We start from the raw sequence: 21,955 nt of genomic DNA on the forward strand, positions 1-21,955 counted from the left end.
GATTTCACATAAAAGGCTGTTCATGAAGCATTTTCGTTTTTCAATATTTTTTACGGTAGTGTGTTTGGCACTATCTGCCTATTGGGGCTATACGCATGGTCCTGAAGCAGGCGTAGCGACAATGCTTAAAGCATTGACAATTACTGCGATTTTAGCAGTGATGGAGGTATCACTTTCTTTTGATAATGCTGTTGTCAACGCATCAGTACTACGTGGTTGGGATCATTTCTGGAAAATGATTTTCTTAACGGTGGGTATTTTGATCGCTGTATTTGGTATGCGTTTGATTTTCCCTGTGGTCATCGTTGCAGTTACAGCAGATATGGGAATGGTCGAAGTCGCTAAAATGGCATTGAACGATCCAAAGAGCTATTCAGAACGCTTAATGGCACATCATGCTGAAATTTCAGCATTTGGTGGCACATTCTTATTGCTCGTATTCTTAAACTTCTTCTTCGATGATGGTAAAGAAACACATTGGTTTAAGTGGTTAGAAGCAAAATTGGCAAATTTAGCCAGTGTACCTGCGATGTCAGTTTTCCTTGCCTTGATTGCCATGATTATTATGGCAGCCAATGTTGACGAATCTATTCGCTTAGCGGTGACAATGGCAGGTATTTGGGGCATTGTGGTCTATATCGGCGTGCAAGTTCTCAGTCACTTATTGGGTGGTGAGCCAGAGATTGATGAAAATGGTAATGCTGTTACTCATGATGCAAGTGGCGCAGCTTCAGGTGTCGTGAAAGCTGGATTTGGTGGTTTCTTATATCTTGAAGTCCTTGATGCTTCTTTCAGTTTTGATGGTGTGATTGGTGCATTCGCAATTACTAGTGATGTTGTCATCATTATGTTAGGTCTTGCGATTGGTGCGATGTTTGTCCGTTCAATGACAATTTATTTGGTTGAAAAAGGGACTTTGGATGCCTATGTTTTCTTGGAACATGGCGCACATTATGCGATTGGTGCTTTGGCATTCATTATGATCGCAAGTGGTACGGGTTTACATGTACCAGAGGTTGTAACGGGTCTGATCGGTGTTGCATTTATCGTTTGGGCGGTGGTTTCTTCAATCCAATATAGTAAGCGCGAACAGCAAACCTCTTAAGCTTATTTTCAGTTAATGAGCGTATTTTTAGTAAAGGAGCGAAATCGCTCCTTTATTTTTTCTCCTAAAGGTTGTGTTTTTCATAATCTACTTACAACCTTGTTAAGCGAATCGCTTATAATTCGCTAAGCCAGTTATAGTGTCTTATCAATAATGAATGCTTTAGAACGCCGTTCAACCTTTGCCTTAAGTAGCATTTTTGCCTTACGCATGTTGGGCTTGTTCATGATTATTCCTGTATTTTCTGTTGCAGGACAGTCATATCAATACGCCACACCTGCCTTAATCGGGCTAGCGGTTGGGGTCTATGGTTTAACCCAAGCCATTTTACAAATTCCATTTAGCCTTTTAGCTGATCGTTTTAGCCGTAAGCCGCTCGTTGTACTCGGTTTACTCTTATTTGCTTTAGGCGGTGCAATCGCGGGCTTGTCTGACACGATTTATGGTGTGATTATTGGGCGAGCAATTGCAGGCGCAGGTGCAGTTTCAGCTGTAGTGATGGCATTGCTTGCCGATGTAACACGTGAAGAGCAGCGTACCAAAGCTATGGCTGTGATGGGGATGAGTATTGGCTTATCTTTTGTGGTGGCATTCAGTTTAGGGCCATGGCTCACCAGTTTGGTTGGTATTTCTGGTTTATTTTTTGTCACAACAATTATGGGCTTAGCTGCAATTTTAATGTTGTTACTGGTGCCTAAAGTCACTCGACATCATCGAAATTACCAACAAGGCTATGTATTGCAGCTGAAACAAGTCATTCAAATGGGCGATCTGAACCGATTGCATGTTTCAGTTTTTGCACTACATTTATTACTGACAGCGATGTTTATTTATATTCCTTCTCAGTTGATCGAATATACCCAAATTCCCTTAGCAAAACATGGTCTCATCTACTTGCCGTTATTGGTTCTCAGTCTATTTTTTGCCTTCCCAAGCATTATCATTGCTGAAAAATATCGTAAGATGCGTGGTATTTTCTTATCTGCGATTGCAGGCATTATTATTGGATTGCTGCTGCTAATTTTTGGATATGAATCTAAATATGTATTGCTTGCAGGATTGGGGATATTCTTTATCGCATTTAATGTGATGGAAGCATTATTACCCTCTTGGTTATCAAAAGTTGCACCAATTCAATCTAAAGCCACCGCAATGGGTATCAATGCCAGTAGCCAGTTCTTGGGGGCTTTTTTTGGGGGTACTTTGGGCGGACAGCTTTTGATGTTACAGAATACTGCGCTTGGGTGGAGCGTACTCTCTGGGATTGCTATACTGTGGTTGCTAGTGAGTTTTGGCTTGGCTCAACCAAGATATTTGTCTTCAATTGTGTTGCCCTTACCTCAAATGGCACAAACAGATGAATGGACTTCAAAACTATTGGCAATTCGTGGTATTGAAGAAGTGGTGGTGATGCCCGAACAACAAGTTGCCTATATTAAAGTCGATAAACAGCGGATAGATGATGCTGGGCGACAAGATTTAACGCACTTGATTGGCAAAGAGGTAGCCATTTAAGTATAACTCTTATAAAGTAAAACATAGAAATACATAGGATGAAGACAGCTAATGCGTGGTGTGAATAAAGTTATTTTAGTCGGTACTCTGGGTAAAGATCCTGAAACAAAAACCTTTCCAAATGGTGGATCGTTGACTCAATTCTCGATTGCGACAAGCGAATCGTGGACAGATAAAAATACAGGTGAACGAAAAGAACAAACAGAATGGCATCGTATTGTATTACACAACCGTTTAGGTGAAATTGCTCAGCAATATTTGCGTAAGGGCTCAAAGGTGTATATCGAGGGTTCATTGCGTACACGTCAATGGACAGACCAAAATGGTCAGGAACGTTACAGCACTGAAATTCGTGGTGATCAAATGCAAATGCTTGATTCACGTCAACAGGGTGAGCAGAGCGGTGGTGACTTTAACCAACCACGTTTTAATAACAATAATAATAACCAAGGTGGCGGTTACCAAAATACGGGTTATAACAATAACAACAACCAAAATGGCTATGGTCAAGGCGGTGGCTTTGGTGGTGGAAACCAAGGTAATTACGCAGGAAACCCTCAAGCAGGCAATGGCTTTAATACGCCAAAAGCTGCGCCGCAACCTACTGCGTCAGCACCAGCCGATTTAGATGATGATTTACCGTTCTGACACCTACTAGAGACCATGTTTTGTAAAGTTTATAAAATTATTCTTTATTAGTAGTTAGTTACATAAGAAATTTACAGACACTAGAAATAGTTCTGTAAATTTTTTTAATTATATTTTATGATATTTAACACTTAGATATTTTGTTAAATTTAATCATGATGTCTGTTAAAAGATTTGTAATGAGTAGTGGTGAGAGATTCGCTGTTCTTTTGAATAGTGATGGTGTTCCTATGACTTATCCAAATTTATATACGATCATTCATCTAAGAAATCGTGGTCAATCAATCAATACAATTTCTGCTATTTTGGAAGATATTAAGTTGCTCTTTCAGTTGTTGGATAAGTTAGGAATTGACTTGGAACAAAGGATAAAAACTAAAGATTTTTTAAAATTAAATGAAATCGAAGCTTTAGTAAATTTAACCAGTTTCAATCGCAGTCGATTAGGTGGGGCAGATTCAAAAAAAAAGATCATAAGTTTTCCAAAAAGTAATAATAAAGAGCGATCTAGAGCAAAATTGGTTGTTACTCAGGACTATGTATCTAAACAATTAATATATAGGCGGTTAACTAATTTTGCTGAATATATTGGATGGTTTGAGACGCATCTTCATTCATCAGCAATAACAAGTACAAAACGTTTGTTAAAATCTCGTAGACCTCGTAAGTCCATGGATATTCAGTCTGAATACAAATCTTTTGATAGTGATCAATTAAAAAAAATTTTCAAGGCGGTTGATCCTGATAATCAGAATCGTATCTGGACTTCAGATTACCTTACTTATAGAAATGAGCTAATTATCTATTTGTTTTTATATCTTGGATGTCGTAAAGGAGAATTATTAAATTTAAAAATTACAGATATAACTCCCTCTCAAGGTGTTACATCATATCTTACTATTAGGCGTAATCCTCATGATGGTAGTGATTCTAGGCTATATCAACCTTTGGTTAAAACTAGAAGTCGATCAATTGCAGTCAATCAAAACTTAAAGAAAAAATTAGAAACTTACATTTTAAATTATAGATCAGCCATACCGCATGCAGAGCTAACAGACTTTTTGATTTTATCAAATAAAGGTAAACCTTTATCAATAAAAGCTCTAGATAAAATCTTTTCTGAAATTTCTAAAGTTGTTCTATTCAATGTACATGCACATGCATTTAGACATACTTGGAATGACAAATTTTCTAAGAAATCTCAACTTTTAGTGGCAACAGGTCAAACGACTGAAGCTCAAGTTGAAAATGATCGTGCTTATCTAATGGGGTGGATACCTAACTCACAAAGCGCAAGAAGATATTCAAGGCGTGCAGAGAATAAGCGTGCCGTAGAGGTTGGCTTAAGTATCCAAGAAAAATTTGAGGATGAAAATGAATAAATCAATTCGAATCGATAGTTTAGATAAGTCGCAAAATACTTTTACCTCATTCAAAGGTTATGAGTTTAGTATCGATGATCAGAAATGGGTATTAGATATCAATAAAACTATAGATATCTCTCGGATACGAAATTTTGAGTTTTCTGTCCAATCTGATGTAGTCATGACTTTGGTTCATTTTGCTAAGTATAGTTCAAGTTCACATACAGCAAACATGTGCGAATATATTGGTAAATATTTTGATATTACAGGAGAGGATCATTTTTCAATTAAAGGTCTTTTAAATTATAAAAATTTTTATTCGGCAAAAAAAGATGAATACAAAGTAGCTATGCTACGAGTCTTTTTGAAGAAACTATATGATTTAGGTTATTCCTCAGTAGATGATGAAGTTTACGATCTAATGGATTCATGGAGATTGAGTGGCAATGAAAAAGGAGCAGCAGTCCTTTCCCTTGATCCAGATGAAGGCCCATTTAGCCCATTTGAATTTCAAACAATTATCACTAGAACCAATGAATATTTAGCAGAAAATAAGATTTCCTATTATGAGGCTGCTCTAATTCGTGTTTTTTGTGCGACTGGTAGACGACCAATTCAAATTTCAGGATTAAAGGTGAAAGACCTATATGTGTCGGATAAATATAATTTTAATGATACAAATGCAGTTCATATCCTTAACATTCCGAGAGCTAAAGTTAGAGGTGCTAGTGGATTCCGATTTGCTTTTAATGAAGTGGGAATTCGGGAAAGTATTGCGAAAATCTTATTTGAACATATTCAAATTTTAAAACAGAAATTAGCAAAGCAAATAAAGCGAGAAGTATCTGAACAGGAGCTTTCAGAGTTACCAATTTTCTATGATATTAAGGTGTTAGCCAATCTAGATTGGAGCAATGAAAAAGAAATTTCTCAAATTTTGCCAACAGAAATTATTCATTTACCTACTATCAAATTAACTCAAATATTGAGAGATGCTGTTCAAAAACTTGGTGTCCGTTCAAGAGAAACCGGTAAACCAATACATATCACTGCATATCGGTTTCGCTATACGCTTGGAACAAATGCGGCTAGGCAAAAAGCAGGTGTGAATGTCATTGCAAAGCTGTTAGATCATCATGATACGCAAAATGCACACTGTTATGTACAGAGTGTTCCTGAAATTGCACAACAAATCTCATCCATCATGGATGAAAGCTTACGCAAATATGCAGATGCTTTTCAGGGGAAAGTTGTAAAGGATGAGATTGAGGCTCAATCACAAGTTAAAGAGGCGAATAGAATTTCTTGTGTAGAACAGGATTGTGATGTCGGCTCATGTGGTACACATCAATACTGTAACGATTACGCACCAATCGCATGTTATCTGTGTAGCAAGTTTATGCCTTGGGCAAATGCACCTCACCATCTAGTTCTAGAGCAATTAATTAAAGAACGGGATGATCTAATTACGATGGGGTGTAGCCTTGAGGTCGCTGCCGTGAATGACCGAACAATTATTGCCGTTCAGCAAGTAATTGATGCTTGTAAGGAGTTCAATCATGGATGATTTAATATATTTCCCATCTGACAAAGTTCAATCTCCTTACTCCGAAATAAAGCGGTTTATTGATTTTGTTAAACAGTTATCTGAATTAAATGAAGATATTAAATTTGATGAGAATTATTGGAAAGGCGAAGTAAACTTTGTCAAAACAGGTATTTCATCCAAAGATAGATCACCTGAAAATCTTTTGCATCATTCAATTCTAGAATTTGCCAAAGCGTATGTTAAGTATCAGAGAATTAAGAGTAAGTTAAAAACCCAAGATACAATTCTTTCAATTCGGGCAATAGAACAAATATGTTTAGACCGATATGGTGAAGTTGATTTAACTAAATTGGTTATTGCAGATTTTGACTTGGCTGCTGAAAATGCAAAAGTAAATTATAAAGCGAGTTCTGCTTACCATGTAGGTAGACAACTAAAGATTCTATTGGATTTTCTTCGCCAATTAAAAATAGTTGCTTTACCAGAATGGAAAAATCCAATTAAAAAACCTGCTGATAAGTCGATTGTGCTAGATGAGGAGTCAGAGGAACATAGAGCATCTAAACTTCCTGATGAGGATGCGATTTTTGCATTAGCTGATATTTTTTCACGGAAAGATTCAGAATTGTCAGATAGAGATATTTTTGTCACCAGTGCTGTGAGTTTGCTTCTAGCTGCGCCTGAGCGAGCATCAGAGCTATTTTTCTTAAAGCATAATTGTATCCGTGAGGAAGAAGTCCAAACGCTTTCTAAGAGCAGTTTAGGGCTTGTGGCAGATGGTTCTAATATTGAGAAAGCATTAGGTATCAGGTGGTATGCACAGAAAAATTATGGGTATGACATTAAATTCATTCCGAGTGTCATGATTCCAACGGTCAAACGGGCTATTGAACGTTTGATTAAGATGTCAGAAAAGTCTAGACATTTAGCATATTTGCTTGAGACAAGCGATAAATTTCCAAGACATGAGCTTTGTCCCAAAGTGCCTGATGATCAATTGTTAAAACGTAGTGAAGTTTTATCGGCAATGGGTTTTGATTTATCATCTTATGAAGATTCATATACTGCAAATAATTCTGGAATAGGTTTTTTAAGAACTCGTGATATACCTATTGATGATTATGAAGTCTGCCTCAACGATTTAAATATTATCTTGCGAAATAGATTGCCAGATGGCTTTCCTTACGTACCTTTTAAAACAGGTAATGGCGTACAGGTTAAATGGTCTGAAGCTTTATTTTGTTGTTTCGCAAACCAATTCCATAGTGATAAAGCAACTATTTTCTCAGAATTATGGATACCACATATTGATACTTTAAATGAAGACTTATCTCCCACCAAAAAAAAGAAGAAAGGACGTGATGAGTTAGTAAATGTTCAATCCATTTTCCAACGATGGGGATATGGTGACTACAGTGTGTCTACACATCAATTTAGGCATCTTCTCAATACGATAGCAAATACCAATGGAATGGATAGCATGTTACTCGCTAAATGGTCAGGGCGGGCTGATATGAAGCAAAATCGAGTATATGACCATACTTCGGTTGAAGATCGTAATTTTAGCTTAATTGAGATGCAGAAAAATGAGGTTGGTACAGTAAATACTGATAGTACATTTACATTCCAAATAGCTACACCTCGAACTCTACAAGAGCTAAATACCAAAACAACATTGTCTATGCACACTACCGAGTTTGGATTTTGTACACATTCTTATATTGATGAACCCTGCCTAAAGTATAGAAATTGTCTTAATTGTACGGAACATGTCTGTATTAAGGGGGATGAAGAAAAGAAAAAACGGCTTCAAGATCGACTTAGAAAAGAAAAAATCTTATGGGCAAAGGATAAGGAAGCTGTTAGTAAAAATGTTACTGGTGCAACGGTCTGGTTGGGGACTAGAGAGCTTACGATTAAACGTTGTGAACAGTTAATTGCCCTACTAGATGATCCAAACATTCTTGATGGAACGCCTTTAAGTTTGCCGCCTTCGGAAGATGTTACACATCTTGATTTAGCGTATCAAAAAGCAGGTCGTAAACGTATCCCCGTTATTGAGAATACTCAACGGAAAAAGATAGAGGATGAACCACATTTGCTCAGTCCTGCATTGCAAATGGATTTATGGATTTGATATGGCACAGCATTTAACAGATAAAGACATCGAGAATATTGTTGAGCTTCTTGATTATTGGCCTTTAGATCAGAAATTGACTTGGGAACTCCTATGTAAAGCTATTGAGCTACAGCTAGAGTTTGTGCCTGCGCCAACTCGTCAAACATTACAGAAATATGTACGAATTAAGAATGCCTATGATCAATGCAAAAAACCAAAAGTTACACATGTTAAGAGCAATCCAACACAGAAATTGCCTGCTAGTTTAAAAATTGCTCAAACTAGAATTGAGGCTTTGGAGGCTAAGAATGCCAGACTGGAAAAAGAGAACGCTATGTTATTGGAACAGTTTGTAGTGTGGCAATACAATGCCCACAAGTATGGACTAAGTATTGTTAAATTGAATGAACCGATGAGCAAAAAAAGTTCGGATTGATCTAATTATAAAAAACATCATGTTTCAGTTGGTTGATTCCATCAATTGTAGTTTAATGATTTACTTTATAAGAAATGGGTGATTTATTTAGCTCTTTTAAGTATTTTTGAAATATATAAATGGAGTTTTTTTGATATGCCTGCTACTAATAAGCCTATAATTAATACTGATGATGAAGCAATTTGTAAAGGTCTTTATAATTTCCTCTCACAGCAAAGTATTTTATTTGGAAATATTGATGTCTTTTTTATGGGTTGTAGTCGCTCAATTAATCATTTAAAAATAATTGTTAGCCTTTTAGGGGGATTTAAAAAAAAGGATAATACCTCTTGTTTTGAAAGCGTAATTCTTGTAATACCTCCAGTTCTGTCTCTGGAATTAGATTTAGAAAAATTATATAATGATTGTGAAATATTAATAAACTCAAGGTTTGAATTTAATCAAGAATTACCATTGAGTGAGCGATTTAAAATCGTCTTGCCAAATGATATGAAAATATCAACACTTTTATCATTAATACAAGATAGTCCAACGAACTCCATAGTTATTGTTCATAATGCTGTGTTATATCGATCAGATGCTTTGGAAAATCAAGAAAATGTACCAGTACTTTTTGAAGATTTATGGGTTCCACATCTTACTGATTTAGTTTTTAAAATTTCTAAATTATTAGAAAATAAAGAAATTTACATTATATTGAATGCAGGTGAAAAGCCTCCATTTCACCAGACATTCAATGAACAAACAAAAAATATTAAAAATTTAGCAGTATTGGGGATTAAAAGGGAAAATGATGCCGAAGATATTTTAAAGGAAAATATCAATAGTTGGACAAAATTTTTAGCACAGGGTAGATTGGGGCAGGCTCTAAAATGTATTGAAAACTTGCCTGAATCATTTGAAATTGAGAAGAAGATTCAGAAAATTCAAGTTCTATTTAATGCTGGGTTAACACAGCTTGCGGTGAATGAAATTGAGTCATTAGATTTTAATGATTCAATTTACGACGCCAGTGGATTTATAAAACTTGCTCAAATTACAAATTCAGAGGGAAGTGATTTATTAACAGTAAAGTTACTTAACAAGGCCTTAGATGGACTAAAAACTAAAGAGGAATTAGAACTCGCACTTTCAATTTCAGAATCTATTGAAAATACGAAATTACAGACTAGTATCGCTTCTAAATTATTAAAATTTTATCCAGATTCAGTCAAATTTAAGATTCATCAAATTAATTTATTTTTAGAAAAGCAAGAATATTGTGAAGCTGCCAAGTTAATTGATCATAATTTTTTTCCTAAAATAAAAGAATTTTATGAATATCTTAGAGTGCTTCAGAATACATCTCTAATTCCAAACTATATTGAAATATTAGAATATTGGATAGGTTATGAGCCATCATTGGCAGCTAGGCTAAAGGTTGTTTTGATTAAGGATGCTTTAGCAAAAAAAATGTTTTTTCACGTTATAAAAATTATATTGTTTCAATTACCGTCAAGAGAAATTTCTGTTCAACAAATACATTTATTTATAACTGTACTTGAACAATTAATTTTAAATCAGAAAAAGTCAAATGATTTTCATTTTTTTAAAAGTGAACTTCAACAAATTTTTGAAGAAATAGTTATATTTCTCTCAAAAAAACCGAATGAAAAGGCAGTTTTTATTCGGTTTTGTGAGTTGTTACAACCTGATAAGTATGGAGTTTTTGGTATTGCATTACTTACTATAGTAATTATGAATTTTCTTTCTAAAAATCCTGTTGTACTAGGCCCATTGATTGAGTATGAATCTCTATCGGTTGAGGATTTTTTTTCTAAAAAAACCTTTCTAAAAAATATTAGTGATTGGTTGATTCAAGAGGCACCTTTAATTCTAGGAGAGATAAAACTCCCTACATCTTTGATAACCGAACCACCAGATATTATGGTCCAGACAATAGCAGAAATACTTTCGAATATGGCAAAAGGCTTGGACCAAGTTGCCGATGTTGAGACGATCAGAAATCTTTTAAATATTGGTGTGAGCATAGCGCCCTTTTCGTCTAATCCCAACATGGATTTATCCATGATTCGTACTGTAGCTAGTGGGTTGTCTCTAATTGGAAAAGTTCAAGATGCTAGAGATATGGTTGAACAAACTTTGAGAATTACAGATGGAAATATTATCCGAAGTAAGATGGCATGGTTTTCAATGGCGGACGTTTATAATCGGACACATGATGATATTCGAAGTTTAGTTTCTTGTGCTTGCGCAATATTGGCTCATACTCAAGATGCTTTGGACCCAAAAGAAGTTTACAGTAATATTCAAATTTTGGCTCGAGTTTTTAGGAATTTAGGTTTTCTAAGTGAAGCTAAGAAATTGAATGAAAAAGGAAAAAAAATACTAGAAAGAATTGGTTTATTTAGCGAGAATGAGCACCAATATGAGTATTTTAATTTCTCGGTAGATGTACTAGAGCTAGAGAGACAACCTAATGAAGAATTCTTTTTAAAACTAATCGAAAATGTCTCTTCTAATGCAATTAAAGTTCAATCAAATAGGGATCATTTAGCTCCTATCATTTTGATGCTTGCTCAATTAATTAGAGAGGGAGAAGAGCTAGGGTATAATATTTCACCAGATATTTATCAAATCTATAACTCTCTATCTCAAGAGGGCACATCAATTTATCTTGAAACGTATGGTAAAGAGCATTTATCTTCTGTTGATGTTTTTAAATTATATAATCATATAGATGCTACAAGATATTCAACTGATGTTAGCTATGACTTAAGGCGTATAGTTTATATTGCAAAGAGATTGCTCTCAAGTCGAGAGGCTAGAGAAGATATTGCTACAGCTGTATATGCGCTTGAGCTACTAACTGATAGGTCTATTGCCACCCCAGGATGGCAAACCATAGCAGAGCCAGTACCTAAAATTAGTTCTATTCGTGAACCAATTGACTTTCTAATAAATTTATCTAAAAAAAATATTACAATTCTGCTAATAGGTTTAGATAGTAAAAAGCAGTTAACTAGTGTTGTTGTGCGTAATGGTCAATCTTTATATGATCAGACAGTTTGTTTTTCATTTGATCAGTTTGAGAATTGGAAAAAAAATTTTCCATATGAATACGGGATAGATGATGGGGAGACCTCTAACTTATTTTATACAAGTATGAATTTTTTAGAGATATCAAATTTTCCAGACTCAAGATTGTTGGTAATACCTAGCGCTGATTTAGCTCCAATTCCACCGAATATTTTGATGATTGATAATGAGCTCGCTGGGAGAACTAAAGCTGTAGCGATAGCTCCATCATCGTCTTGGTTATCATATTCTTTGCAAAACCCCCTTAAGACAAATGGTAGATTTGTTTCTTGGATATCTAGAGATGATTCTATCCAAACTTCATTGCCTGTAATGATAGAAAGATTGTCCCCTACATTAGAGCAATATAATATTACACTTAATACTGAACCAACTTTACCACTTGGATTTTCAAATTCTGAGTTGGTTATAATTGGGGCACATGGCGGGATCTCATCTGAAGAACATTTATTTCAACGTATCAGTGATGATGGTTTTCTAAAAATATCTGCAGATGAATTTTGTGAAAAATTTCGAAATATTGGTGTAGTCATTTTATTCGTATGTAGCGGAGGAAGATCAGATCTCCACCCTGCAGTAAATACTAATATTGGATTAGCAAAGAAAATGCTTGATCGTGGTTGTTCAACAGTAATAGCTTCACCTTGGCCACTTGATATTAAAATGACTTACAAATGGTTACCGATATTCTTAGAGCATTGGACAAATGGTGTTCAATTAATTGATGCAACTTATTTGGCAAATCAGGCTGTGTCAGAAGCTTTTTCACATGATCCATCTTACTGTTTAGCAATGAGTGTTTTTGGTGATCCCTTTAGAGTTTTAAGCCCTGATTATTGATAGTGCTTAATTTTTAATAATTTTTTCTAGTTAATTTGATACTTGATAAGAAACTACCTAGAAAATAAGTGATGATTTCACTTATGAACTTGAATTAATGTATTTGATATTTATGAAACAAGAAAATAGGATTTTAATTTTCAGAAAGAGATTAATTATTTAGGAAAATGTGTTTGCGGTTTATTTAAGAATCAACGTAATTGACTTGACGGCTGCTTAAAACTATCATTCTCTCGCTGGCCTAAATTGTCAGTCGGTTTTGACAGACCGTGCGTATAGCGTACCAGATTCATACTTTTCTAAGTGTGGGTTATGTGCGAAACCTTCTTGTTCCCCCTTTGCGGTAGAACGGGAGGGGGACGCTTCGTGCGTGCTGGTTCTATATGCCCAGTCTGTCAACCCCCTCTTTGTTCTACCACCATCATTTGACAGTGATTTGGTAGAACCTTTATTCGCATATAGGAATTTATCATGTCTCATTCATTTTTTCTCATTTGTGCCTCGCCACATATTCAGCCTCGTTATTTCAGACAACGGGGAATACAGAGCTAATTCTCAATTAGCTGTATTAATAAGATTTTTTAATAGAGCAATCTATAAGGTGGATGGCTAAGTCACGCCTATAAAAAATACACCTTTTTATCCCCTTGTGATTGTGAAGTATTACATTGAACATGTGTGGGAATAACTATGACTGAATTAACGAAACCAAAAATCATTCCAATTGAAAACTACCCCAAAAAATCCAAATTATTTTTAAAATGCGTAGTCTTACCGATTGTGATCTTTTTAATTGTTGCCAAGATTTTTTCCTTTGGCGCTTTCGCATATATCTTCTTTGGTTTTGATCTATTCTGGTTTGTGATCATTTACTACCTATATCAATACGGAAATACCTACTTTGATGGGATGACCGAGCAGCTCAAACGTCAGGGTGAAACCTTTAATTATCAGAATCGTGGAGTCTGGATTAATAGCCAAGACAAGACCATCATTCTTTTTGATCAGCCTGATCAACGTTTAGTTAAATATCCTTTTGATTACATTACCTCTGTAGGTCATTACAACTTGGTCGAAGATCGCTTCAGAACCACGACTACCGTGATCAGTAACCCGATGATGGGTAAACATGTTAATCAGCGTGAACATCGAACACCAATGAAGCGTGAGTTCCAAGTCAATATTGGAACACGAGATCAATTTAAACCTAACTATAGCCTTAAGGTGCTGTTCCCTTGGCGTAGTCCAAAAATGGCAAGTGAAATCCGTCAGTTACTATCGGCTGATCATTATCAATAACAACAATATATAGGATAAGAATCAGATGAAAAAATTAATGCTCAGTATTGTTATGACTACTGGTATGGTCGTAACTAGTTCAACAGTATGTGCTGAAACCAAAAAAGTGAATCTGTCAGCAGGGTTAAACTATGTTCTGTCTCAAGTAGCAACAAAGGGAGATAACAACCAAAGTAACCATAATATGGGGATGCTTTACTACCTAGGTAAAAATGGCGTACCCATAGATCATAAAAAAGCTGCTGAATGGTTCTCCAAGTCAGCCGCTAATGGTTATGCCCCATCTCAGTACGCATTATCGGCCATGTATTTAAATGGAGATGGTGTGCCACAGGATGCAGAAAAAGGTATAGCCTTATTGCAAAGTGCTGCACGGCAGGGACAACCTGAAGCAGTCAAGTTATACAATACATTGCAGGCTAAAGCACAACAGCTCAATACCACTCAAACGTCATCAGTACAAACAGCCACAACGGCTATTAAATACTATAATACATCCACGCTTGAGCCTAAAAACTTTAAGCAAGTGGTACTTCCTAACCTAAGTACAGATACCGTTGCTCGAAGTTTTTATAAAGTGACATCATCTAGAGAAAGACAAAAAGATGATTACTGGGGGAGTGGCAAATACTATTATGTCAATAAGCCAAGTGACTTGGACGATCTCACAGACGCTGTGATCAGTATCGCCCCTATTTTTACTTACCAGAATATGCAGGGCGAAGCCCGTTATTTAGTCCCTGTGGAAGTGACTTTAGCAATCGAAGGCGGGATAGAAACTTCACATGTTACGCGAGGCACTTTGGAATTATATCTCTTTAAAAAATTGGACAATGGACAATTCCAAATGGTTTCAAAAACAGCCCAAGGGGGAATTGAAAGTATCGAGGGATATGGTCGAACCTCATGGAACGCCCAAGAGTTTAAGAGGAATTTACAAGCTTTTGGAAACAATACACTAGGAAGCTATACCATTGATGGTTATTACGGTAATGGTTATGGGGAAAGCGTATGGTCACTGCTTCTGTTAAATGAAGAAAGCTATATTGTTGAACAAATGTTTGAAGAAGGAAAAGTTTCAGAACAACCAGAGTATGGCTATTCTTCAGCAATCAAAGTCAACAAAAATGGACAACCATTTTATCCATTCCAGATTCATTATCTGGGAACGGATATGAATGACAATAATCGGATGGTTAAAGTAAATAAAATTGTACTTTATCAGTATGATAGTAAGAGTAAGTTATATTCGAAGCCGAAATAATAATCTTAAATTAGGGAAACTATATTGATGTCTATGCTCCTGTTTCTTTTATTCGCTTAGAAAGCATTTTTCAAGCAGAGGAAGGAACGTCTGAAGCCGAAGAAATGGAAATTTTAGTCTCACTTATTGAAGCTTATGAAGATGAATATTACCCAATCAAATGCAGATCCTAAAGTGGTATTGGCAAAAGCGTTGCTTAATACTGCTGATCAGCTAGGTCTGAAACAGGCAAAAGTTGCATCTGCGGTTGGGGGGTATCGTAGCTCAATCAGCCGCTTAAAAGCCAATCCTGTACTTGACCCTGCATCTAAGCAGGGAGAACTGGCCTTATTTTTCATTCGAGTTTATTGTGCGGTATATGCATTGACTGGTGGAGATTCAGAGAGGATTCACTATTACATGAATTCCGATAACGAGGCGACTAGAGGTGTTCCGATTGAGCAGATTCAAACCATAAGCGGCTTGGTCAGGATACTACATTTTGTTGATGCAATTCGAGAGAAAGTATAATCACTCAAAAGGTTTGTTTATAAGTATTTAATTTTAACAACTAAAACTTTAATAAGTCATATAAGGATAAATGTTCCGAAATGCTATGCTTACATTAGTGATCTAACGCCGATAGATATCTTATACTCGATGGAAATCTTAGAGAAAAATTACTTGAGGATGCCTTTTCTTTAAGCCTGGCTATCTATTTTTTTATTGATTAGGATGTTTTAGGATGTACGAACTTATTAAATATTTTATAGAACATTATCCAGTGCCTAGTTTTATTGGGTATAGTGTAGTTGTAATAGGTTTAATATTGGTTCTTTGGCATTATGCTAGACACACTAGAATTGCACAAGATATTTTAAATATATACTCCATTTTTCAAAACCGAGAAATAAAAATACTAGACAATAAAATAGAGTCGAAGAAATATCTTGATTATGAGGTGGAGATTTTTGAATATAAAAGAAAAATATTGATGTACCAGAAAGATTTAAAAACAAGAGAAACACACCTTCCTACACTTATCTATTTGTCTGGTTACGAAAACTCAAAAATAGCAGTTAGTCATTATGAGAATTCACGTAAGATATTAAAATTTAATGATAAGGAAAATCGGTTTGAATTAAAAAATCGAATCAATGATGAGCTTTCAAAGAGTAGAGAGAGAATTGGAGTGATAGTATTTTTTATCAATGGTATAGCTGCATATATTATGATGATGATACCTATAGTATTTTTTGAGGATTATATAAATAAAAATAACGTTATCCCTATAGTTTTTTTCTTGTTTTTGTTCATGATTTTTCAAGTATATTTAGGGGCAAAATTTTTAAAATATATGTCCAGATTCTCTAACTCTTTAGTTCTATTGGAAATGGAAAGGATTAATGTTAAGTATTATGAAAATATTGATAAATAGAGTTTCGCTGATTTCCGAGCAATCTAATGTAGAAACTAGTGTTTCTTTAAAATAAATGATGTTACGCACAATGATAGATGAAATTTTACTATATTAATTTTTGTACTTCTTGGTTAATATATGTAAAATACTGCGGACTTCAAAAAATACAACTTTTTAAAATCATCTATGTATTCAGTGCTACTTTATTTTTCTTTTTTTATGAAATACATAGATAGCTAGTGGAATAAAAAATTATGCAAGATTTGATCAACAAACTTCCATCGAATTTGCCTGCTTGGGCTTATGTCATTATCATTTTAGGGATTGCAATCGTAATCTGGCTGATTGCACGAGCTACGGGCAATAACAGTAAAGAAACTAATACTTTTTCTAATATTACACAAGATGGAAAGGGTAACATTCAGCAGATAGGCGGAAAGATAAATAATAATGAGGATAAGTGATGTCAATATTTCCACCCAAGAATGAGATCTCAGGTATTACCCAAGATGGGCAGGGTAATACTCAGCAAATAGCAACAACTATTAATAACTATACTACGCCTTTAGCTGAAGCAAAAAAAGCTAGCATAATCCAAGAAGTAATTGAAGATATCCTTGAATTATCAATTAACCTTGAAGTTACAGAACTTGATGTGAAATTCTTCGACATTGAGAAAAAAGTTGATTACAATCAGATTGTTAGCTATAAGTCATCATTTGATTTTTTTATGAACAATAAACAAGTCATACAATCGAGATTAGATGTCTTAGAAAGTGTCAGTAATCCTTTAGCAACAAAAAAATTATTTACTGTAGTAAAAAATATTTATCATAAGTATATAAATCTTAGTAATCCCGATGAGATTGTGAGAGCTATGCAAGATGAACTTACTTCGTCATTATTAACCGCTGATCCCGATAACTATGATAATATTACATTTGTCCCATCAGTAATTTTTTATGTTTTTTCTGAGTGCCAAATTTTCAAAAAGCCATTGACATGATATTACTATCAACTAAGCAACCTCAAAATTCTGTATATTACCTAGGTTCTCTTTTACTAGGTATTATGAAAACTAATACCAAAAATAATTTGGGTATATATGATTATTTTGAGCTAATAAATGAAATTCAACCTATTACCATGAATAGATTTTTGTTGGTATTAGACTGGTTATTTATGCTTGGAAAGATTAAATCAGATAGTGATAAGGGGTTAATATTGTGTATTTAAAGTACTTAACTATCAGTGATAAAGATAATAATATCATCAGACATGTCGACTTTAAAAAAGGTGTAAATATTATAAAGGGTGAAGAGTCTGGTGAAGTTGGTAGAAATAATACCAATAGCTTAGGGAAAACTACACTTCTACGTTGTGTCGATTTCTGTTTGTATGGGAAGTGGAATGCTTTTATCTTTGATAAAGAAATTAAAGGTAGTAAGAATAACACTGTGTTTGATTTTTTTAAAAAAACTTTACCAACATTTGAATTGCTAATTGTAAAAAATATCGATAGTAATATATCATCAAGTCTGAAAATTAAAAGACAATTAAATCATAATTTAAAAGCAAAATCGGATAATAGTTATTTCAATGTTACGAATTATATTAATAATGAGCAAGTTACTGATCAATATTTCAGTGATACTATAAAAAAATTTCTTTTCGGATTTGAAGCTGAAAAACCAACTTTAAGGCAGTTATTACCAAAATTCATTCGAACGTCAGACCATCAAATATCTAATATTATTAAATATCTGCACCCTTCAACTTCTGCTTTTGAGTATGAGGTGTTGCATTTATTTTTATTTGACTTCAATAACATGAGATTAATTCACGATAGAATTTTAAAAGAACATGAAATTACATTAAAAACACAAGAGTCAAAATCTCTTGAGAGTTTATTGAGCTCAGGGAAAAGAGAAATAAATGATGTTAAGAAAATTGAATTAACAGAGCTACAGTCTAAATATGATAACTTTCAAATATCAAAAGAATATGATAGAGAAAATGATGAATTAAACTTAATTCAAGAGAGAATTAATATTAATAAAGCTAATATTACTTCACTTTATCTTGATAAAGATGTTTGGGAAAAACGCTTATTCGAAGCAACAACTAAAATTGACTCTATAGATATAGAGACTATCGATTACATGTACAAAGAAGCAAATATATATAATATTGATATTCAAAAAAAATTTGAAGAAACCATTCAGTTTCATGCACAAATGTTAGACAATGAAATTGAATTTATTAATAAGTCTATTCAAAAAAGTATAACATTAATTAGTGATTTTGAAAATCAACATGTTTTATTGGCAAATGAGTATTCAGAATTACTTGGGAAATTAGGTTCTAGCGGTTCATTAGCAGAATATACACGTCTTGGAAACCAAATTAATAGCCTAACAAAAGATATTGCAGAAACTGAGTCTTTAATTAATCAATATCAGAGGACTATTGGTGAATTATCGGAATATAAAATTGAATTTGATAGACTTACTTTCGAAATTCAAAAGTTATTAGATAATATGCGAAGAAAAATTGCCATATTTAATCGTTATTTTTCTGAATATTCAAAAGCTTTAACTGAGGATGCTTATTATCTGACAATAGATCAGGATAAAAATAATCATTTTAATTTGATTCCGCGTTGTGAGAATGAAGATAGCCACGTTGGTGATGGGCGAAAGCAAAGTGTAATTATTGCTTTTGATTTAGCTTATGTTTCATTTTCTAATGATGCAGCAATTAATTTAGTTAGACCTCATTTTTTTACACAAGATAAAATCGAAATTATTGATGTTAATATCTTAAATAAGCTTATCAACTTGGTTAATAGTGTAGATTGCCAATTTATATTTCCACTTATTGCTGATAAGTTAAATGGCCTGCCTGTTTTTGATGAGGATAATGTAATTCTTACATTGTCTGAAAATAATAAATTTTTTAATATTGAGAATTATACTACAAATACAGATAATTCTAGACTTGACTGTGTTGCATAAGGTTTTTATATGTCTTGATTATTTAACCTTACAATTAAAATTATTTACTTGTAAGGTTAATTTTTTATTTATAAATAATTTGTTAAGCATCAAGCTTTGGTGACCATCCATTTCTTTCTGCTAAAACTTGCCATTCAGGTTTCTGTTGAATAATAAATTTTTTGCAATAATTAACTAATTCTTCAATTTCTGAATTTTTTCCATTTATAAGATTTAACGGTGTAGATTTAAATCTAAAATTAGGACGCACATGCATTTTTTGTAGATCCATTATAAGTGCTGCTAATAATTTCTTAAGTTCTTGATCTTCTGACTTATTCATAATAGTCCCAAGATTTTTAATATGTGAAGAAATAGTTTTTAAGTCTTTAAGTGATGAAATAGTTTCTTTGTACATTTTTCATTAATCCTTTTATCTTGTTAATAAAATTAATAGAATACATTAAAATTTAGAGTTTTTAGCATTTTCTAATAGCAAAGTTAATGGAGAGATAAAAGTGGGACAAGCTAAGAAACGAGGGTCACTTGAAGAGCGTATTAAACAGGCACAAGAACGCCAAGACAATTTTTATGGGATAAATACAAGTGTTGAACATATACGTGAGGAGTTAGGACTACCTGAGGATGCTGAACCTATTGGATATGTCATCCACTTGCCAGATCAAGATGAGTTTGTCGCAGAAATAATAGACACTGATATGGCCTTTTCTGTTGCTTATGCAAAAGTACCAAAAATGGCAAAGACATATGATGAGCCTGAATTAGCGATTGCCGATGCCAAAAAAATTACTAAACATAAGTTACTAGTTTGTGTTCTTTTTGAATCATCAGAGCAATATATGATTAATGATATTTGGGCAAATTATTAAAGATTGGAGATAGGCGAACAGATTCTAAAATTACATTCCGAGATTTTATATTTGAATTGCTCAAGAATGTTAAATTTAAAGCGTTAAATTTACAAAATATTTAACATTTTGTTTTAATATATTGTAACTTAATGATTTATTTGTTTTTGGTAGGTATATCCGTTCTAACTTTTATCTAGTCACAAGAAAGGCATAAACTCAGTTTATGCCTTTTTTTATTGTTTAGGTGCTCAATAAATTGTGAAAAAACTTTCTTATTTCTGTATTACAAAGTGTAACCACTGTCAGTTTTTGCCAATTCACGTAGACCCTCGATCAAGGTTTCGATGAGTTTCTCAATCACCAACCGTTGCCCTTTACGAGAAGCATAAACGAGTTGTACTGTGCCACGATTCGATTTCCATTCAGGCAAAATATGAATGAGTTTACCTTTCTCGATATCTGATTGAACGGTTAAATAAGGTAAGTCTGCGATACCTAAGCCATCACTCACAGCATAATAGACACCAGCTAAATCATTACTTCGAATCCTCGGTGAATAGGCAACATCAACAGTTTCATCATGATTTATATTGCATAAATGCCAATGATATTGGTTTTTTTGGATGCCTAAAGCCACACTTGGATAGGAGTGCAATTCTGAATAATGTTCAATTTGATTGTTTTGCAATAATTCAGGAGCAGCAACGAGACAATGCTCTGTCCGAATAACCTCTCGGACAATCAGGTTAGAGTCTTGATTGGGTTCGAAGCTGGTTCTGATTGCAATATCAATATCATCATGTAGCACATCAACTCGACGGCTAGTGAGTTCTAGAGCGATTTCAACTTTAGGGTAGTTTTTTAAGAACTGACTGAGTAACTGACGAACCTGAAAATGCATCATTAACGGTGGACAACTTATTTTAACCAGACCTTGTGGTTCACTTTTTTGTTTTAATAAAACATTTTCAGCACATTCAACTTGAGCAATCACTTTACAGCATTCTTCGTAAAATTCTTGTCCTAATTCGGTCACTTTAAAATGACGTGTTGTTCGTTGAATGAGATTGAGATTAAACTTTGTTTCAAGGTCAATAATACGACGGCTCAGTTTAGATTTACTGATATTTTCAGCTTCACTGGCAGCACTAAAACCGCCGTGTTTAACCACGAGATAGAAATAATGAAAATCATCAAATGAATTAATCAAGGTGGGTCGAGTCCTATCACTATGCAAGATTAGAATAGCATTAACGCTCCTAATCTGTAGATGTGGTTTATCTTTTCGAGGTATTTTGAACCGCACTGTTCATCAAGTTGCTATAAGCAGGAGTGTTCTTGATCATGACGTCGTTTGAAGTGTTGTTTTAAATGATGCTAATCAAAATATTCAGATGTCAGAAGTACAAAAAATGAGATGAACAATATTGAAAATAGGATGATGAATGAA

General features: G+C 34.1%; 18 protein-coding genes. 16 read left to right on the plus strand and 2 right to left on the minus strand.

What is annotated here, in order from left to right; genetic code table 11:
* Positions 1 to 22: 22 nt before the first annotated feature.
* The 15 genes from MMP60_RS00795 to MMP60_RS00865 all read left to right on the plus strand — a co-directional run bounded on the left by MMP60_RS00795 (position 23) and on the right by MMP60_RS00865 (position 19,654).
* A complete protein-coding gene (locus tag MMP60_RS00795) occupies positions 23 to 1,105 on the plus strand; it encodes a DUF475 domain-containing protein (protein WP_241334546.1) in 1,083 nt (360 codons plus the stop codon).
* A 150-nt stretch (positions 1,106 to 1,255) separates the two neighbouring features.
* On the plus strand, positions 1,256 to 2,620 hold the full coding sequence (locus tag MMP60_RS00800) for an MFS transporter (protein ID WP_241334820.1): 1,365 nt from the start codon (positions 1,256 to 1,258) through the stop codon (positions 2,618 to 2,620).
* Between the two features lie 51 nt (positions 2,621 to 2,671).
* A complete protein-coding gene (gene ssb, locus MMP60_RS00805; protein ID WP_018679413.1) occupies positions 2,672 to 3,268 on the plus strand; it encodes a single-stranded DNA-binding protein in 597 nt (198 codons plus the stop codon).
* A gap of 155 nt (positions 3,269 to 3,423) precedes the next feature.
* Entirely contained in the window at positions 3,424 to 4,650 is a 1,227-nt protein-coding gene (locus MMP60_RS00810; RefSeq protein WP_241334547.1) for a site-specific integrase, read from the plus strand.
* Positions 4,643 to 6,199, plus strand: coding sequence for a site-specific integrase (locus tag MMP60_RS00815; RefSeq protein ID WP_241334548.1), 1,557 nt, complete (start codon positions 4,643 to 4,645; stop codon positions 6,197 to 6,199). The genes MMP60_RS00810 and MMP60_RS00815 overlap by 8 nt, the downstream gene beginning before the upstream one ends.
* Positions 6,192 to 8,318 carry an integrase gene (locus tag MMP60_RS00820; protein WP_241334549.1) on the plus strand — a complete coding sequence of 709 codons (2,127 nt, stop codon included), beginning with the start codon at positions 6,192 to 6,194 and terminating at the stop codon, positions 8,316 to 8,318. Before MMP60_RS00815 ends, MMP60_RS00820 begins: the two co-directional genes overlap by 8 nt.
* A gap of 1 nt (position 8,319) precedes the next feature.
* Positions 8,320 to 8,736 (plus strand): hypothetical protein, encoded by a 417-nt coding sequence (locus MMP60_RS00825; RefSeq protein ID WP_241334550.1) that lies wholly within the window; start codon positions 8,320 to 8,322, stop codon positions 8,734 to 8,736.
* A gap of 78 nt (positions 8,737 to 8,814) precedes the next feature.
* Positions 8,815 to 12,675, plus strand: coding sequence for a hypothetical protein (locus MMP60_RS00830; RefSeq protein WP_241334551.1), 3,861 nt, complete (start codon positions 8,815 to 8,817; stop codon positions 12,673 to 12,675).
* A 690-nt stretch (positions 12,676 to 13,365) separates the two neighbouring features.
* Complete coding sequence (locus MMP60_RS00835; RefSeq protein WP_241334552.1) at positions 13,366 to 13,974, plus strand: hypothetical protein; 609 nt, start codon at positions 13,366 to 13,368, stop codon at positions 13,972 to 13,974.
* A gap of 25 nt (positions 13,975 to 13,999) precedes the next feature.
* A complete protein-coding gene (locus tag MMP60_RS00840) occupies positions 14,000 to 15,238 on the plus strand; it encodes a sel1 repeat family protein (protein ID WP_241334553.1) in 1,239 nt (412 codons plus the stop codon).
* Between the two features lie 141 nt (positions 15,239 to 15,379).
* Complete coding sequence (locus MMP60_RS00845) at positions 15,380 to 15,748, plus strand: MbcA/ParS/Xre antitoxin family protein (protein ID WP_241334554.1); 369 nt, start codon at positions 15,380 to 15,382, stop codon at positions 15,746 to 15,748.
* 214 nt (positions 15,749 to 15,962) lie between these two features.
* Positions 15,963 to 16,655: a hypothetical protein gene (locus MMP60_RS00850; RefSeq protein ID WP_241334555.1), complete on the plus strand. Its 693-nt coding sequence runs from the start codon at positions 15,963 to 15,965 to the stop codon at positions 16,653 to 16,655.
* A gap of 236 nt (positions 16,656 to 16,891) precedes the next feature.
* A complete protein-coding gene (locus tag MMP60_RS00855; protein ID WP_241334556.1) occupies positions 16,892 to 17,101 on the plus strand; it encodes a hypothetical protein in 210 nt (69 codons plus the stop codon).
* Positions 17,101 to 17,643 (plus strand): hypothetical protein, encoded by a 543-nt coding sequence (locus MMP60_RS00860; RefSeq protein ID WP_241334557.1) that lies wholly within the window; start codon positions 17,101 to 17,103, stop codon positions 17,641 to 17,643. Before MMP60_RS00855 ends, MMP60_RS00860 begins: the two co-directional genes overlap by 1 nt.
* Positions 17,644 to 17,863: 220 nt before the next feature.
* A complete protein-coding gene (locus MMP60_RS00865) occupies positions 17,864 to 19,654 on the plus strand; it encodes a hypothetical protein (protein ID WP_241334558.1) in 1,791 nt (596 codons plus the stop codon).
* Positions 19,655 to 19,736: 82 nt separating this feature from the next.
* On the opposite strand, the gene MMP60_RS00870 is transcribed toward MMP60_RS00865, so the two are convergent.
* Positions 19,737 to 20,051 carry a hypothetical protein gene (locus MMP60_RS00870; RefSeq protein WP_241334559.1) on the minus strand — a complete coding sequence of 105 codons (315 nt, stop codon included), beginning with the start codon at positions 20,049 to 20,051 and terminating at the stop codon, positions 19,737 to 19,739.
* Positions 20,052 to 20,151: 100 nt separating this feature from the next.
* Here MMP60_RS00870 and MMP60_RS00875 point away from each other — a divergent pair, with 100 nt between their 5' ends.
* Positions 20,152 to 20,523: a hypothetical protein gene (locus tag MMP60_RS00875; protein WP_241334560.1), complete on the plus strand. Its 372-nt coding sequence runs from the start codon at positions 20,152 to 20,154 to the stop codon at positions 20,521 to 20,523.
* A 265-nt stretch (positions 20,524 to 20,788) separates the two neighbouring features.
* Here MMP60_RS00875 and MMP60_RS00880 read toward each other — a convergent pair whose 3' ends face one another.
* Entirely contained in the window at positions 20,789 to 21,751 is a 963-nt protein-coding gene (locus tag MMP60_RS00880) for a LysR substrate-binding domain-containing protein (protein ID WP_241334821.1), read from the minus strand.
* Positions 21,752 to 21,955: the final 204 nt, after the last annotated feature.

Origin of the sequence: Acinetobacter sp. ANC 4805, assembly GCF_022549495.1 — a bacterium.
GTDB lineage: Bacteria > Pseudomonadota > Gammaproteobacteria > Pseudomonadales > Moraxellaceae > Acinetobacter.